The sequence below is a fragment of the Mesorhizobium sp. LSJC285A00 genome (assembly GCF_000503155.1).
Lineage (GTDB): Bacteria > Pseudomonadota > Alphaproteobacteria > Rhizobiales > Rhizobiaceae > Mesorhizobium.
The window spans coordinates 1-14,007 of sequence record NZ_AYVK01000054.1 but is presented as its reverse complement, the minus strand read 5'-3'; the positions used below and the strand labels follow the sequence as shown (position 1 = coordinate 14,007).

The 14,007-nt window shown below is 61.1% G+C and carries 17 protein-coding genes and 1 pseudogene; 11 read left to right on the top strand and 7 right to left on the bottom strand.

Features of this window, described 5'->3' with window-relative positions; all coding sequences use genetic code 11:
- Positions 1–104: 104 nt before the first annotated feature.
- Positions 105–1,109: a cytochrome d ubiquinol oxidase subunit II gene (locus X726_RS140055; protein WP_023673264.1), complete on the top strand. Its 1,005-nt coding sequence runs from the start codon at positions 105–107 to the stop codon at positions 1,107–1,109.
- A 165-nt stretch (positions 1,110–1,274) separates the two neighbouring features.
- Here X726_RS140055 and msrA read toward each other — a convergent pair whose 3' ends face one another.
- The 3 genes from msrA to X726_RS140070 form a co-directional block, all read right to left on the bottom strand.
- Positions 1,275–2,000, bottom strand: coding sequence for a peptide-methionine (S)-S-oxide reductase MsrA (msrA, locus tag X726_RS140060; RefSeq protein WP_023673263.1), 726 nt, complete (start codon positions 1,998–2,000; stop codon positions 1,275–1,277).
- A 111-nt stretch (positions 2,001–2,111) separates the two neighbouring features.
- Positions 2,112–2,396: a hypothetical protein gene (locus X726_RS140065; protein WP_023673262.1), complete on the bottom strand. Its 285-nt coding sequence runs from the start codon at positions 2,394–2,396 to the stop codon at positions 2,112–2,114.
- Positions 2,397–2,475: 79 nt separating this feature from the next.
- A complete protein-coding gene (locus X726_RS140070; RefSeq protein WP_023673261.1) occupies positions 2,476–3,147 on the bottom strand; it encodes a DUF1223 domain-containing protein in 672 nt (223 codons plus the stop codon).
- A 380-nt stretch (positions 3,148–3,527) separates the two neighbouring features.
- Between X726_RS140070 and X726_RS140075 the strand changes: the two genes are divergently transcribed.
- The 8 genes and pseudogenes from X726_RS140075 to X726_RS01000000167625 all read left to right on the top strand — a co-directional run bounded on the left by X726_RS140075 (position 3,528) and on the right by X726_RS01000000167625 (position 10,880).
- Positions 3,528–3,899 (top strand): endonuclease domain-containing protein, encoded by a 372-nt coding sequence (locus X726_RS140075; protein ID WP_023681256.1) that lies wholly within the window; start codon positions 3,528–3,530, stop codon positions 3,897–3,899.
- A 139-nt stretch (positions 3,900–4,038) separates the two neighbouring features.
- Positions 4,039–5,844 carry a translation elongation factor 4 gene (gene lepA / locus X726_RS140080; RefSeq protein WP_023673259.1) on the top strand — a complete coding sequence of 602 codons (1,806 nt, stop codon included), beginning with the start codon at positions 4,039–4,041 and terminating at the stop codon, positions 5,842–5,844.
- An 88-nt stretch (positions 5,845–5,932) separates the two neighbouring features.
- Entirely contained in the window at positions 5,933–7,654 is a 1,722-nt protein-coding gene (locus X726_RS140085; protein WP_023673258.1) for an HD domain-containing protein, read from the top strand.
- A gap of 4 nt (positions 7,655–7,658) precedes the next feature.
- The gene (locus X726_RS140090) at positions 7,659–8,486 is read left to right on the top strand and encodes a hypothetical protein (protein WP_023673257.1); all 828 of its coding nucleotides are present in this window, start codon (positions 7,659–7,661) and stop codon (positions 8,484–8,486) included.
- Between the two features lie 87 nt (positions 8,487–8,573).
- Positions 8,574–9,038, top strand: a complete 465-nt coding sequence (locus tag X726_RS1000000170850) for a hypothetical protein (RefSeq protein ID WP_023673256.1) — start codon at positions 8,574–8,576, stop codon at positions 9,036–9,038.
- Between the two features lie 338 nt (positions 9,039–9,376).
- Positions 9,377–9,724 carry a hypothetical protein gene (locus X726_RS140095; RefSeq protein ID WP_023673255.1) on the top strand — a complete coding sequence of 116 codons (348 nt, stop codon included), beginning with the start codon at positions 9,377–9,379 and terminating at the stop codon, positions 9,722–9,724.
- Between the two features lie 316 nt (positions 9,725–10,040).
- Positions 10,041–10,412, top strand: a complete 372-nt coding sequence (locus X726_RS140100) for a hypothetical protein (RefSeq protein ID WP_023673253.1) — start codon at positions 10,041–10,043, stop codon at positions 10,410–10,412.
- Between the two features lie 96 nt (positions 10,413–10,508).
- Positions 10,509–10,880 (top strand): annotated as a pseudogene (locus X726_RS01000000167625) (endonuclease domain-containing protein).
- A 116-nt stretch (positions 10,881–10,996) separates the two neighbouring features.
- On the opposite strand, the gene X726_RS140105 reads toward X726_RS01000000167625, so the two are convergent.
- Entirely contained in the window at positions 10,997–11,317 is a 321-nt protein-coding gene (locus X726_RS140105; RefSeq protein ID WP_031215514.1) for a hypothetical protein, read from the bottom strand.
- A gap of 165 nt (positions 11,318–11,482) precedes the next feature.
- Here X726_RS140105 and mbfA point away from each other — a divergent pair, with 165 nt between their 5' ends.
- Entirely contained in the window at positions 11,483–12,466 is a 984-nt protein-coding gene (gene mbfA / locus X726_RS140110) for an iron exporter MbfA (RefSeq protein ID WP_023673250.1), read from the top strand.
- A gap of 160 nt (positions 12,467–12,626) precedes the next feature.
- Here mbfA and X726_RS140115 read toward each other — a convergent pair whose 3' ends face one another.
- The 3 genes from X726_RS140115 to X726_RS140125 form a co-directional block, all read right to left on the bottom strand.
- Positions 12,627–12,971, bottom strand: a complete 345-nt coding sequence (locus X726_RS140115; protein WP_023673249.1) for an antibiotic biosynthesis monooxygenase — start codon at positions 12,969–12,971, stop codon at positions 12,627–12,629.
- Positions 12,968–13,324, bottom strand: coding sequence for an NIPSNAP family protein (locus X726_RS140120; protein ID WP_023673248.1), 357 nt, complete (start codon positions 13,322–13,324; stop codon positions 12,968–12,970). The genes X726_RS140115 and X726_RS140120 overlap by 4 nt, the downstream gene beginning before the upstream one ends.
- Before the next feature lie 85 nt (positions 13,325–13,409).
- Complete coding sequence (locus X726_RS140125) at positions 13,410–13,613, bottom strand: DUF1127 domain-containing protein (RefSeq protein WP_023673247.1); 204 nt, start codon at positions 13,611–13,613, stop codon at positions 13,410–13,412.
- Positions 13,614–13,682: 69 nt separating this feature from the next.
- Between X726_RS140125 and X726_RS140130 the strand changes: the two genes are divergently transcribed.
- A partial coding sequence (locus X726_RS140130; protein WP_023673246.1) for a winged helix-turn-helix domain-containing protein occupies positions 13,683–14,007 on the top strand: 325 nt, incomplete at its 3' end.

Here is a 14,007-nt window from a genome sequence, read left to right as displayed (position 1 = left end):
TGGTCCGCGTAGCGGACGAAAAGCCAACGATTTGGCTTTTCGAATGACGAACGCCCGGAGCAATAGCGAAGGGCAGAACCGTTGATGAGAGGAATGACAGACCGATGAGCTTCGACTGGCCAACCGCGCTGCCCCTGATCTTCGCCGGCCTGATGGGCCTCGCCATCCTGATCTACGTCATTCTCGACGGTTTCGATCTCGGCATCGGCATCCTGTTCTCGGTCGCCGAAGATGCCGAGCAGGACACCATGATCGCGGCAATAGGCCCGTTCTGGGATGCCAACGAGACCTGGCTGGTGCTGGCCGTCGGCCTGCTCCTGGTCGCCTTTCCGCTGGCGCATGGCGTCATCCTCACCGCGCTCTACATTCCCGTCTTCGTGCTTTTGGTCGGCCTCATCCTGCGCGGCGTCGCCTTCGATTTCCGCGCCAAGGTGCCCGCCGGCAAGAAGCATCGCTGGAACCGCATTTTCTTCCTCGGTTCCGTCATCGCCTCGCTGGCGCAAGGCTATATGCTCGGCGTCTATGTGCTTGGCCTCGATGTCGGTTTTGGCGGCATCGCTTTCGGGGCGCTGGTGGCGCTCTGCCTGTCGGCGGCCTATGCAGCGATGGGCGCGGCCTGGGTCATCTACAAGACCGAGGGCGAATTGCAGAGGAAGGCGGTGGCCTGGCTGCGCACGGCCCTGGTGCTGACCGCGCTCGGCATGGCGGCGGTGTCGCTGGCGACCCCATTCGCCAGCCCGCGCATCTTCGCCAAATGGTTCGTCTGGCCCGAAATGCTCTATCTGTCGCCGCTGCCGATCCTGTCGGCGCTGCTGTTCATGTGGCTGTGGCGGCAGACCTTCCACCTGCCCAAGCCCGACGACCGCCATGCGCTGCGGCCGTTCCTGACGCTCGCCACCATCTTCGCGCTCGGCTTTGCCGGGCTTGCCTGGTCGTTCTACCCCTTCGTGGTGCCCGACAGGCTGACCATCTGGCAGGCGGCGTCGGCGACGGAAAGCCTCGCCATCATCCTCGCCGGCACGGTGGTCGTGCTGCCGGTGATCATCTTCTATTCGTTCTATGCGTATCGGGTGTTTGGGGGCAAGGCGACGGATCTGACGTATGATTGAAGGGAGCTGATCTCCCCCCTTGAGGGGGAGATGGCCGGCAGGCCAGAGGGGGTCGCCGCGCGTGGAGCGCTAACCTTCTTCTGCCGCAGGAGGTCGCGTCCGGTCGGACCGACCCCCTCTGTCGCCTCCGGCGACATCTCCCCCTCGAGGGGGGAGATTAGGTGCTCAGCTCTTCCCCGCCAGCACCAGCACCGGCTTCTCGCTATACAACCCCGGGAACAGCGCCTTCAAATTCGCCACCTTGGGCAGATCGTTGTAGACGATGTAGGGGTAGGTCGGGTTCAGCGTCAGAAAGTCCTGGTGATATTCCTCGGCCGGATAGAAGGTTTTGCCCGTCTCCAGCGTGGTGACGATGGGCTTGGCAAACACTTTCGCCTGGTCGAGCTGGGCGATGTAGCTCTGGGCGATCTTCTGCTGCTCGCCATTCTCGGCAAAGATGGTCGAGCGGTACTGGGTGCCCGAGTCCGGGCCCTGGAAGTTCAACTGCGTCGGGTTGTGGGCGACCGAGAAATAGACCTGCAGCAGCTGGCCGTAGGTCACCTTGGACGGATCGTAGGTGATCTCGACCGATTCGGCGTGGCCGGTGCGGCCGCTGCCCACCGTTTCGTAGACGGCGTCATCCTTGGCGCCGCCGGTGTAGCCGGAGACGGCCTTGGTCACGCCCTTGACGTGCTGGAACACGCCCTGCACGCCCCAGAAGCAGCCGCCGGCGAAGATCGCCTTCTCGCTGCCGCTGGCGGCCTTTTCGTCCATTGCCGGCGGCGGGATGACCACCGCGTCCTCGGCCGAACGGGCCGGGCTCTGCCAGAAGGCGGCCGCGGCGGCGGCGACGATGAGCGCGGCAAGCGCGCTCTTGAAGATCGGCGTTCTCGTCCTTGCAATGCCGGTCATGTCTGATCTCCTTGATGGTGGCGAAGACTATACGACAGAACGTCCCGCCAGGTTTCTCAAATTGCCGTGCGCCGGCCCGGCCACTGTGCGGCCGGGCCATGGGTGCAAGCCTTATTGCGCGGGCGCCATGGCGTCCGCCGGCTTCATCGCATCCGTTGCGGGTTTCATGGCATCGGCCGGTTTCATGGCGTCGGTGGCGGGTTTCATTGCATTCGTCGCCATCGGATCGGCGGGCTTCATGGCATCGGTCGCCGGCGCCATGGCATCGGTCACGGGCTTCATCGCCTCGGTGGCCATCGCCGGCTTCATGGCGTTGGTCGCTTCGTCGGCACGGGCGCCGGCGGCGAAGCCGGTCATCGAAAGCGCAAAAGCGAGCGCGGTCAGGGTCTTGGTCATGATGGTATTTCCTCCTTGAAGAGGGCGCGCGGATGCGAGCCCGGTTATGCCGCGCTAGCGGCGTTGCGTAGAAAAAGAATCAGTCGGCGGCTGCAGCCAGGATCGGCCCACCACCCGGCGACTGCACCAGCACCGCGGTGCTCAGCCCGCCGCTTGCCGCCGGCAATGGCAGTGTGGTGGCGCCGCCGCTCCAGCTGCCGAGTTTCTCCAGCGAGTGCACGACATTGGCATGCGGCAGCGTGCGGCCGGTGTTCTCGCCGCGCGCCACCGGCACCTCGACGACGCCCTTGTTGTAGCGAACCAGCCAGACATCGGCGCGGCCGGCCGGCGCGGAACCGACGCCGATGCTGATCTTGCCGCCGTCGAGCGACAGCGTCGGCCCCTTCGTGCGGCCATTCGCGGAAATCAGCTGCTCGATCTCGCCTGATGCCGCGCCCACCGCGTCGGCACCGCCATTGACCACCACCTGCGGCGTGAACGGGCCGGAGCGGCCGAGCGACGGCTCATAGCGCACCTGGCGCTGGGTGAATTCCTCGCGGCCGAAAATGTCCTTCCAGCCGAGATAGTCCCAGTAGGTGACGTTGAACGACAGCGCCAGAACGCCCGGCTGGTCCTTGACCTTGATCAGATTGGCATTGGCCGGCGGACAGGACGAACAGCCCTGGCTGGTGAACAATTCGACCACGGTGAGCGGCTGGGCAAAGGCGGTGCCGCCAAGCATCATCAGCGCCGCGCCTACGGCAGCCAGCATGCCAGCGCGTTTTGGGTTAAGTCCAGTCATCGGGGGTCTCCGTTGCGGCGGGTTCATCCCACACTTCGTCGCTGCCCGGGGCTTCGTTACATGGTTCACCGCTTCGTGATTGGGGGCGGACGCGTCGTTGCCTTCTCCTCTTGTGGGAGAAGGCAAGGGCACCGCCACCCCGCTTGCCCCTGCAACCCGCCCCTGCTAAAGCGCGCGCCATGAGCANCGTGTGCTCTTCCGATCTGGCTTCGTTACATGGTTCACCGCTTCGTGATTGGGGGCGGACGCGTCGTTGCCTTCTCCTCTTGTGGGAGAAGGTGGATCGGCGCGAAGCGCCGAGACGGATGAGGGGTGTTCCAGCGGAGTGAGACGTTGGTTAATCTAACGTCATGCCACATCAGCCCGTCGCTCCTGCCAAACGAAACTTTGCCCGTTCGCTCCGACGTGAAATGACGGAGGCGGAAGACAAACTGTGGCACGAACTACGTGACCGCAGGCTCGATCGGATTAAATTTCGGCGCCAAGTTCCTGTTGGAAAATACGTCGCCGATTTCGCTTGTCTTGAATCACTCCTCATCATCGAGATCGATGGGAGTCAGCATGCGGACTCAGAGTCAGACCAGGCCCGTAGAACGGAACTGGAGGCGAGAGGCTTTCGTGTGTTGCGCTTTTGGAACGACGATGTCCTGAAAGACATGGACAGCGTCTGCACCACGATAATCGCTTATGTAAGGGATGTCAGTTTGCAGCCATGGCGGTGAAAGAACGCCGGCGTCAAGCTGGAACACCCCTCATCCGTCTCGGCGCTACGCGCCGATCCACCTTCTCCCACAAGGGGAGAAGGCAAGGGCACCGCCACCCCGCTTGCCCCTGCAACCCGCCCCTGCTAAAGCGCGCGCCATGAGCACGCCTCTCGACCACATCCGCAATTTCTCCATCGTCGCCCATATCGACCATGGCAAATCCACGCTTGCCGACCGGCTGATCCAGTCCACCGGCGGGCTGGAGCTGCGCGACATGAAGGAGCAGGTGCTGGACTCGATGGACATCGAGCGCGAGCGCGGCATCACCATCAAGGCGCAGACGGTGCGGCTGAAATACCGCGCCAACAATGGCGAGGACTATATCCTCAACCTGATCGACACGCCCGGCCATGTCGACTTCGCCTATGAAGTGTCGCGGTCGCTGGCCGCCTGCGAGGGTTCGCTGCTGGTCGTCGACGCCTCGCAGGGTGTCGAGGCGCAGACGCTGGCCAATGTCTACCAGGCCATCGACAACAACCACGAGATCGTCGTGGTGCTGAACAAGGTCGACCTGCCGGCTGCCGAGCCCGAGCGCATCCGCGAGCAGGTCGAGGAAGTCATCGGCATCGACGCCTCCAACGCCGTGCTGATCTCGGCCAAGACCGGCCTTGGCATTCCCGACGTGCTGGAGGCAATCGTCCACCAATTGCCGCCGCCGCGCGAGGGCGATGCGTCAGCACCGCTCAAAGCCATGCTGGTCGACAGCTGGTACGACGCTTATCTCGGCGTCATCGTTCTGGTGCGCATCATCGACGGCGTTTTGAAAAAGGGCGCGACCATCCGCATGATGGGCACCGGCGCAAAACATCTGGTCGAGCGCACCGGCGTGTTCACGCCGGCCCGCATCAATGTCGACGAGCTCGGCCCCGGCGAGTTCGGCTTCTTCACCGGCTCGATCAAGGAAGTGGCCGACACACGCGTCGGCGACACCATCACCGAGGACAAGCGCCAGACGGCGCATGCGCTGCCCGGCTTCAAGCCGGCGCAGCCGGTCGTGTTCTGCGGCCTGTTCCCGGTCGACGCCGCCGATTTCGAGGATCTGCGCGCCGCCGTCGGCAAACTGCGCCTCAACGATGCCAGCTTTTCCTACGAAATGGAAACAAGTGCGGCGCTCGGCTTCGGCTACCGCTGCGGCTTCCTCGGCCTGCTGCACCTCGAGATCATCCAGGAGCGGCTGGAGCGCGAGTTCAACCTCGACCTGATCGCCACGGCACCGTCCGTCGTCTACCGGCTGCTGCTCAATGACGGCTCGGTAAAGGAGTTGCACAACCCGGCCGACATGCCCGACGTGGTGAAGATCTCGGCCATCGAGGAGCCGTGGATCCGCGCCACCATATTGACGCCCGACGACTATCTCGGCGGCATCCTGAAGCTCTGCCAGGACCGGCGCGGCATCCAGGCCGACCTGTCCTATGTCGGCAAGCGCGCCATGCTGATCTACGACCTGCCGCTCAACGAAGTCGTGTTCGACTTCTACGACCGGCTGAAGTCGATCTCCAAGGGCTACGCCTCCTTCGACTATCATCTGACCGACTACAAGGAAGGCGATCTGGTGAAGATGTCGATCCTGGTCAATGAAGAGCCGGTCGACGCGCTGTCCATGCTGGTCCACCGCACGGCGGCGGAAAAGCGCGGCCGCCAGATGTGCGAGAAGCTGAAGGAGCTGATCCCGAACCACCTCTTCAAGATCCCGATCCAGGCCGCCATCGGCGGCAAGGTCATCGCCCGCGAAACCATCTCGGCCCTGCGCAAGGACGTCACCGCCAAGTGCTACGGCGGCGACGTGTCCCGCAAGCGCAAGCTGCTGGACAAGCAAAAAGAGGGCAAGAAGCGGATGCGGCAATTTGGGAAGGTGGATATCCCGCAGGAGGCGTTTATCCAGGCGCTGAAGATGGGGGATTGAGAAGTCGGCCGGCAGCCCTGACGGCTCAGCTACCCGATCGTTGCAATTTAATCGTCTCTTTACCATATGTTAGGGGGAGGGACTTTCAATGGCTACATCGCAACAGACAAAGTTAGAGTTTGATCCAGCGCCGGCCTTGGACGTTGGGGGTACCATCATGCCAAATGGCTCTCTTAAGTTCGTCAAGACCATTCGAATTGCGGTAAGTGGAGACGTCCGGTTAACTTATGGCGAATGGAGGGTCGTCGACAGCATTGCTTTCCAGAGGCTAAGACGTGTCAAGCAATTGGGAGCCTCATGCTATGTTTATCCGACCGCCCTCCATACGCGATTTGACCATTCCCTTGGTGTGCTCCACGAAGTTGATCAGTTGATTCTTAAAATTAACGACAATATATCCCAGGGATACAGTATCTCTCAACCGATCGAAATCACGCCACGCCAGAGGATCATAGCCCGCCTCTACGCTCTCCTTCACGACATAACGCATGTTCCATTCGGACATACTCTAGAAGATGAGCTGAAGATTTTTCCGTCGCATGATGAATTTCAAAAGAGTGATGATAGCGATCTGTCCAGATTTGAAGAAACATTGGGGCCCAACAGTGAGATTGGACGGATCATAGTCGAGGTCTATGGCGCGGAGATTTATGACCGCTTCAGAAATGTCTTCCTAATCGGCGGGAGAAAGCGGATACCTGTAGAGGAAAGTACCGGGAATGCTGTAAACGACGAAGTCACCTTCTTTCTCGTGAGCAATACCGTATGCGCCGATCTATTTGATTATATTAAACGAGATAGTTACTTTACAAATTTGAATATAAACGTATCCGAAAGAATACAAAACTACATGTATGTTTCGGTAATATCTGAGGACGGAATCGAAAAAACGCTCCCTGTAATAAGGCTATGGAAAAAGAATGAAGGCCGAGCTCGCGCCGATCTTCTGACGGATCTCACGAGTTTGCTCGAAGCTCGGTATATGATTGGCGAACGAGTTTACTTCCATCATGCAAAAATCATTGTCGACGCGATGATTGGAAGAGCTGTTTATGAAGCCGTTCGCAATGGGAAGTTAAATTCGCTTGCAATGCTAAAATATTCTGATGATAGCCTTTTGGATTACCTTTCTGGATTGAAGGCTCCCAAGCTCGAAGTAGCTCAACGACTTGCATCTGACATCATGTCGCGCCGTCTGTACAAAAGGATCGAAAAGTACGGCATAGATAAGTTTGGAGACGGCGGCGATAGGTCCGATCTAGCTGAAGAGGCGCTAAGCGTCCTTAAGAAGCCCGAACTGCGGACCAAGATTGAGGACGACATCAGTTTTTGGGCTGGGGGCGCTCCGGGGGACGTGCTGATTTTCCCGCCATCTCGTAAAATGAATTCCAAAGTCGCTCGAGCGATCGTTGATTGGCGCGGTCGTCAAATTCCATTGAGCGAAATCGACGATGCAATAGTTAAGCCGAGGCTCGATTTGCTTAAAGAGTCACATAAAAGGCTCTGGGGCATTCACCTCCTTGCATCCCCGAATTTCAGCGAAGATCAGAGAGACGCGGCGCGGCGCGCTTTTGACGGGTACTTTTTGGGTAAAGTGCGGGCGATTGATTCCTTCGAGGTGCTCTTCAGGGAAAAGGTCGACGATCTGGAGAAGATGTCAAACCGGTCAACCAAGGACAGGAAAGCCGTCAGCAAGCACGCGGCGAAGGCGTTTGTCGGGAACAACCTGAGCTTCCATGGAGCTGCTGGTGAGAAGATTGGGATCGTTATACAGAATTACATAGATCAGGCGATTGATGCTGTGCTGTAGATAGATGGAAGCTGGTCACCACCCAATATTATCAGCGGAGTTCTCGGAGCGAGTTGAAGAATTAATCAAGAGGACCTTTTATAAGTATACATATGGATACTACACCGACGTCTTCAGATTTATTGAAGAGTCGCCTGAATTGACGTTTCACTTCGCGAGCAGCTTGGCCGGCGTTACTGCAAGGATTGCGCGTGAGGGGAAGTTAAACAATATTACGCTTGCCCCTATGTCTAGTCGCGACGCGAGGTATATACTATGCCATGAATACGCTCATCTGGTATACGACAAAATCGCAGGGAGGCTTGACCGAGTGCCACGCACCTCGAGAGAGGTAGAGGAGGCGGTTGTTCGGAGCATAGCCGATAGAATATTTGTGCGGCGCAGTTGGGTCGATAAGTTAGAACGAAGTTACTTAGAATCACCAAAGGAGTTTTCGGCAGTAGGCGCTGAAGTAATACGACAGGGGAACATCCCGCATAGAGTCTTTTGCAGGGCAAGCCTTCTTCTTGGGACCGGTGCTTTCGGCGGATTCGTCAAGATGTCATCGGACAACCAACTGTCGCTCTTTGATGGCCCAACGAAGCCAATGTTTCATTGGTTTATGCGCTTCGCAGGAAAGAGGGCGGAGGACGGCTCAATTGAATGCAGATATCACGAGACGAGATCTGAGAATAAGGCGTTTCAGATTGTAAGCACGTCCTTGGCGCGAGCAGGACGCGCGATGCCCGGCAACAATGCAGTGAGGCTGCTTTCGGAGGTCCGAGTAATGGCTGGCGTTATACATCTAGAGGAGGAAGGCAGGGAGGTGCATCTGGTGCCTGTTTTCGATTAAGGCAGGTCCACCGATCTTCAGGGAATTGACGCCGTCCTTCAACGAAGCCGCATTTGGGGGTACTCTTCCGCTGATAGGGAGCACCAAATGCGCACATCCGACACCGTCGCCGCGACCGGCCTCGCCATAGGCGGCGCCTTCGGCCTGGCCGGCACCTTCGTCGCCAGCGTGCCGTTGCGCGAAACGCTGTGGGCGATCGATGGCGCAGCGCTCGTGGTGGCCACCGCGCTGCTGACCATGAAATACCAGCGGCTGGGCAATGACTGTGTCGCGGCCGGGTTCCTCACCTTCCTCGCCGGCGAGAGCTTGATCATTTCAGGCAATGCGGCGGGGCTGGAGGCCAGCGTGCCATCCTATGTCGGCGGCATCTCGCTGTGGGCGGCAGCGCTCGTCCTGATCAGCGCGGCGAACACCTTTGCACTCTGGATGCGGCTCACCGGCCTCATCGCCGCCGTGCTGTTTGTGGTGACGGTGGCCATGGTGCTGTGGGGCTCTCCCTTGCTGCCAACCTCGGCGCCGCTGCCCGCCGCCGGCTATCGTTCCTGGTGCTGACTTTTGCCGGCTGGATATGGACGTTGCTGAAGTCGCCGAGGTGATTGACGCGATCCGACGGCTGGCGCCGCATGTGAAGTGGGGCAGTAGGGGGCGTAGGGTATCACGAGGCCGCCCCCTCATCCGGCCGCTTCGCGGCCACGTTCTCCCCGCTGGGGAGAAGAGGCGAGCACCAGCGCCGAGCGAGCTCCTCTCCCCTCGGGGAGAGGTCGGATTGCCCCGAATTGTCTTTCGCAATTCGGCTGGCAGTCCGGGTGAGGGGGACTTGCCTAGCCGTGGCTCTAGGCCCGGCCCTCGCGGCGTGCGACCCTCGCATCTCCGATTCGGGACCGCCCATCATGCTCCGCCTCACCCTTGCCGCCCTCCTCATCGCCACGCCGGCGCACGCCGCCGATATGGCGTTCTTCGTCAAGAACCTGCGCAAGCAGGCAGTCGCGGTGGAGCTGTTCAGCCGTGATCGCAAGATGTCGTGGCCGGGTGGTGGTCAGGTGTTCCTGATCGAGCCTAGCTCGCAGAAATCGGTGCCGATCTCGTGCAATCCGGGCGAGAATATCTGCTACGGCGCCTGGGTGAACGGCAATGATGCGATTTCGGCCGGGGTGGGGCCGGATAATGACCAGCCTTGCGATACGTGCTGTTTCATCTGTGTGGAGAAAACGACCGAGACGATCGATCTGGTGGAGTGAGGGGCGGGGCGCCGAAGCTGCTGATCTCCCCCCTCGTGGAGATGTCCGGCAGGACAGAGGGGGGCGCGAAGGATGGCCAGCGTATGGATCAGCAAGCCTAAAATTGAAATGACGCGGCTGCAGGAATGAGAGGTCGGCGGGACAGCGCCCCCCTCTGCCTTGCCAGGCATCTCCCCCACGAGGGGGGAGATCAGCAGCTCCACCAACCTCTCCCAATCCCCCCAAAATCAGTCACGCCCCGCCCTTCAATGTCAGCCGCCATCGTGCGATGCTGATTCCCTCGGCCGGGGGGCCGATTTGCCTCGGGGGAAACACCATGTCTTTCACTTGTCTGCGCCGCGTCGTCGTCGCGCTCTCGCTTGCCGCGCTGTTTGCGCCGGCCGCGCACGCCGCCGACATCACCTTTGCCGTCAAGAACAGCCATCCCAACGCCATGCGCCTCGAGCTCTACAGCCAGGACCGCGACTATGTCTGGCCGGGCAACGACAAGGACTTCTATCTCGACGATGGCGAGACCAAGCAGATCCCGGTCTCGTGCGAGGAAGGCGAGTCCATCTGCTACGGCGCCTGGGTCGACGGCGACGAGGGAACCTATTGGGGCGTCGGCCCCAACAACAAGGAAAAATGCGAGGATTGCTGCTACACCTGCAATGGCGGCGAGACGGAAGAGATTGAACTGACGCCGTAGGAAGTACAGCCAATCTCCCCCCAAGTGGGGGAGATGTCCGGCAGGACAGAGGGGGGCGCCATAGAGCGCAAGCCTCCGCAACCACCGAGCATCGTAATGCCGCACACGCCTCTATCGCCTCGACATCGCGCAAACGCCAGATCGATGCGCAAAGTCCTGACGCCAGCCGAACTCAAGCTCTGGAACGAACTTCGTGCCCACCGGCTGATGGGGCTTGGCTTCCGGCGACAATTTCCGATTGCCGCCTACATCGTCGATTTCGCTTGCCCGGAGAAGAAGCTGGTCATCGAAGTCGATGGCTCCCAGCATGCGGACGCCGGCGCGGCTGCCGGTGATTAAACGCGGACATCGCACCTCGAACAAGATGGCTGGACCGTCCTGCGGTTCTGGAATGACGACGTCATCCGCGACATCGACAATGTCTGCCAGCATATTGTGATTGCGGCTGGGCTTGGCGGCGCATCCTGAACAGTGCCGGTGCTGGGCTTTAGGCAGGGAAAGGTCGGCGGGACAGCGCCCCCCTCTGCCTGCCGGCCATCTCCCCCACGAGGGGGGAGATCGGGTTTCCCCGCGGCTTTCGCCAATTATCCCATCAACGCCCTCTGCCGCTTCGGCCCGCCCGCCTTGCGCCAGGAGTTGAACCGGTGCGTCGCGGCGGCAAACGAGATCTTCATCTGCTGGGCGACCGAGTAGCGCGACCTGCCTTCGTCGAACAGGCGGTAGCAGCATTCGACGCCCTCCTCGGTCAGCTTGCCGTCGGGCGCCTTGTTGTGCGGATTGGCGGGGTCGAATTTCTCGACCTGCTGTTCGACCAGGCCTTTCAGCCGCTGCAAATCGGCCTCGATGCTGGCAATGAGATCGAGGACGGGTTTCGGATCGAAGTGGTCGTGCGGCTTTGCCGTCATCTTGCTCATACCTTTCGCTTTGCGTGTCGCAACCTATATAGGTGAACATCCGCTGATAATGAAGGGCGCGTGGCAGCCCGGCGCTTCAACATTTCTTGACCGGCGATTGACCGCGGAGACTGCAGCGCCTAGTTTAGAATTGTTCTAAACTGGGGTGAATTTCTCATGCTTTCCCGTGTCTTCGGTTTCGGCCGCCGTCCTTTCGAAACGCTGTCGGAACAGGAGATCCTGGCGCTAGCAATTTCGTCCGAAGAGGATGACGGGCGCATCTACCGCGCCTATGCCGACGGGCTGGCGGACAGTTTTCCGCAATCGGCGAAAGTGTTCGAGGCGATGGCGGAGGAGGAGGACGGGCATCGTGATTCCCTGATCGAGCTCTACCGCAAGCGTTTCGGCGAGCGCATTCCGCTGCTGCGCCGCGAGCACGTGAAAGGCTATTACGAGCGCAAGCCCGACTGGCTGGTGCGGCCGCTGGGCATCGAGCATGTGCGCCGCCAAGCCGAAGAGATGGAGCGGCAGGCCTATCGCTTCTATGTCGAGGCGGCCAAGCGCACCAGCGACGCCTCGACCCGAAAACTGCTCAACGACCTTGCAGCGGCCGAGCAAAGCCATGAGAATTCGGCGCATCGGCTGGAGCAGAAACTTGTGCCGGGCGAGGTGAAGGACGAGGAAGCCAGCGCCGAGCAGCGCCAGTTCATCCTGACCTATGTGCAGCCGGGACTGGCCGGGCTGATGGACGGCTCGGTGTCGACACTGGCGCCGATCTTTGCCGCCGCGTTTGCCACGCACGACACCTGGCAGACGCTGCTGGTCGGCCTCGCCGCCTCGATCGGCGCCGGCATCTCGATGGGCTTTACGGAGGTCGCTTCCGACGATGGCAAGCTGTCGGGGCGTGGCTCGCCGATCAAGCGCGGCCTCACCGTCGGCATCATGACGACGCTGGGTGGTCTCGGTCACGCGCTGCCTTACATCATCCCGCATTTCTGGACGGCGACGGCGGTGGCGGCCGTCGTGGTGTTCTTCGAATTGTGGGCGATCGCCTTCGTGCAGAACCGCTACATGCAAACCCCGTTCCTGCGCGCGGCGTTTCAGGTGGTGCTGGGCGGGGCGCTGGTGTTTGCGGCCGGGGTGCTGATCGGGAATGCATGAGCGCCAAGCGCCCCCTCACCCAGCCTCCGCTTCGCTCGGCTGACCTCTCCCCGAGGGGAGAGGAGGTTTTCGACGCCTGCGCCAGTCTCTTCTCCCCAGCGGCGAGAAGGTGGCCGCGAAGCGGCCGGATGAGGGGGCCTGGCGCGACGCCGATACCTAGTCACCCATTCACCGCCCGGCTGTCGGCCGGCGCTTCATCCCTCTCCGTCAGCCCATAGTCCCGCAGCACATGCGCAATGCGCAGCCGGTAGCCGGCAAAGATTCCGCCACGGCCGGCCTTTTGCGCCTGCCGGTGCTCTTCCGTGTTGCGCCAGGCTTTCACCGCTTCCTCGTCGCGCCAGAAGGACAGCGACAGCACGCGGTTCGGGTCGACCAAGCTCTGAAACCGCTCGATCGAGATGAAACCGTCTATGCCGTCGAGCAGCGGCCTGAGTTCCGCAGCGATGCCGAGATAGGCATCGCGCTTTCCCTCAGCCGGTTGCACCTCGAAGATGACAGCGATCATATCTCCTCCTTGACCGCGGTCTGGAACAGCTGCCGCGGTCCATGCGGCCCCGACACCAGCTTCAGGAAGATGCGGTCCTCTTTCAAGATGAACTTTTCGCGGCGGGCGAATTCGTAATTGGCCTTGCCCGCCGGATCCGCGGCGAGACGGGCGCGATATGCTTCGTAGGCGGCGAGGCTATCGATGTTGTAGGCGGCGTAGGCGGTGGTGGCCGAGCCCTCATGCGGGGCGTAGTAGCCGATCAGATCGGCGCCGCAGCGCGGGATCGCCTGGCCCCAGGCCTTGGCATATTGCTCGAAGGCCGGCTTGCCGAACGGGTCGATCTCATAGCGGATGAAGCAGGTGATGGTCATCGTGATCTCCTTGGGTTTCGCGTGGATAGTTCGAGCGGCGTCGAAACGTTGTGCCGCAGGGTCTGCTAAGCAAAAGCGCTGGCGGTCAGGCCTGCCAGAAGGATTTTGCGCATTCGCGGCGCACATCCTCACGGGTCAGGCCGAGATCGCGCAGCAGATGGTCGTCCATCTCCGCGAGGCCGAGCCGCTGCAGGTGGCGGTCGTACCAGCGGGCGAGCAGCCGCCGTTGCAGCCAGGTGACGAATGGAAACGGCCGGCGGCTGGCGAGTGGGGCGGAAGCGGTTGGCATCGGCGTTCTCCTTGATCTCGCCCGACAATAATGCTTATCTGACAAGAATGCTTCGATGGAGACCTAACTATGCGTGAAGGACCCGACATTGCCCGCATCGCCAGCCTGGTCGGCGATCCGGCGCGGGCAAACATGCTGAATGCGCTGATGGGAGGCACGGCTTTGACGGCCAGCGAACTGGCGCTGGAGGCCGGCGTCTCGCTGCCGACGGCGTCCTCGCATCTGTCGAAGCTGATGGAGGGTGGGCTGCTGACCTTGGCCAGCCAGGGCCGGCATCGCTATTACGGCCTCGCGGGGCCGCAGGTGGCAGGCATGATCGAGGCGATCACCGGGGTGGCCGAAGCGGTCGGCCCCAAGCGGGTGCGGCCCGGCCCGCGCGACGGCGCCATGCGCG

Excerpts from the sequence above, each read along its gene's own strand:
- X726_RS140055 (WP_023673264.1), top strand. The coding sequence starts at position 105 with ATGAGCTTCGACTGGCCAACCGCGCTGCCCCTGATCTTCGCCGGCCTG.
- msrA (WP_023673263.1), bottom strand. The coding sequence starts at position 2,000 with ATGACCGGCATTGCAAGGACGAGAACGCCGATCTTCAAGAGCGCGCTT.
- X726_RS140065 (WP_023673262.1), bottom strand. The coding sequence starts at position 2,396 with ATGACCAAGACCCTGACCGCGCTCGCTTTTGCGCTTTCGATGACCGGC.
- X726_RS140070 (WP_023673261.1), bottom strand. The coding sequence starts at position 3,147 with ATGCTGGCTGCCGTAGGCGCGGCGCTGATGATGCTTGGCGGCACCGCC.
- X726_RS140075 (WP_023681256.1), top strand. The coding sequence starts at position 3,528 with ATGCCACATCAGCCCGTCGCTCCTGCCAAACGAAACTTTGCCCGTTCG.
- lepA (WP_023673259.1), top strand. The coding sequence starts at position 4,039 with ATGAGCACGCCTCTCGACCACATCCGCAATTTCTCCATCGTCGCCCAT.
- X726_RS140085 (WP_023673258.1), top strand. The coding sequence starts at position 5,933 with ATGGCTACATCGCAACAGACAAAGTTAGAGTTTGATCCAGCGCCGGCC.
- X726_RS140090 (WP_023673257.1), top strand. The coding sequence starts at position 7,659 with ATGGAAGCTGGTCACCACCCAATATTATCAGCGGAGTTCTCGGAGCGA.
- X726_RS1000000170850 (WP_023673256.1), top strand. The coding sequence starts at position 8,574 with ATGCGCACATCCGACACCGTCGCCGCGACCGGCCTCGCCATAGGCGGC.
- X726_RS140095 (WP_023673255.1), top strand. The coding sequence starts at position 9,377 with ATGCTCCGCCTCACCCTTGCCGCCCTCCTCATCGCCACGCCGGCGCAC.
- X726_RS140100 (WP_023673253.1), top strand. The coding sequence starts at position 10,041 with ATGTCTTTCACTTGTCTGCGCCGCGTCGTCGTCGCGCTCTCGCTTGCC.
- X726_RS140105 (WP_031215514.1), bottom strand. The coding sequence starts at position 11,317 with ATGACGGCAAAGCCGCACGACCACTTCGATCCGAAACCCGTCCTCGAT.
- mbfA (WP_023673250.1), top strand. The coding sequence starts at position 11,483 with ATGCTTTCCCGTGTCTTCGGTTTCGGCCGCCGTCCTTTCGAAACGCTG.
- X726_RS140115 (WP_023673249.1), bottom strand. The coding sequence starts at position 12,971 with ATGATCGCTGTCATCTTCGAGGTGCAACCGGCTGAGGGAAAGCGCGAT.
- X726_RS140120 (WP_023673248.1), bottom strand. The coding sequence starts at position 13,324 with ATGACCATCACCTGCTTCATCCGCTATGAGATCGACCCGTTCGGCAAG.
- X726_RS140125 (WP_023673247.1), bottom strand. The coding sequence starts at position 13,613 with ATGCCAACCGCTTCCGCCCCACTCGCCAGCCGCCGGCCGTTTCCATTC.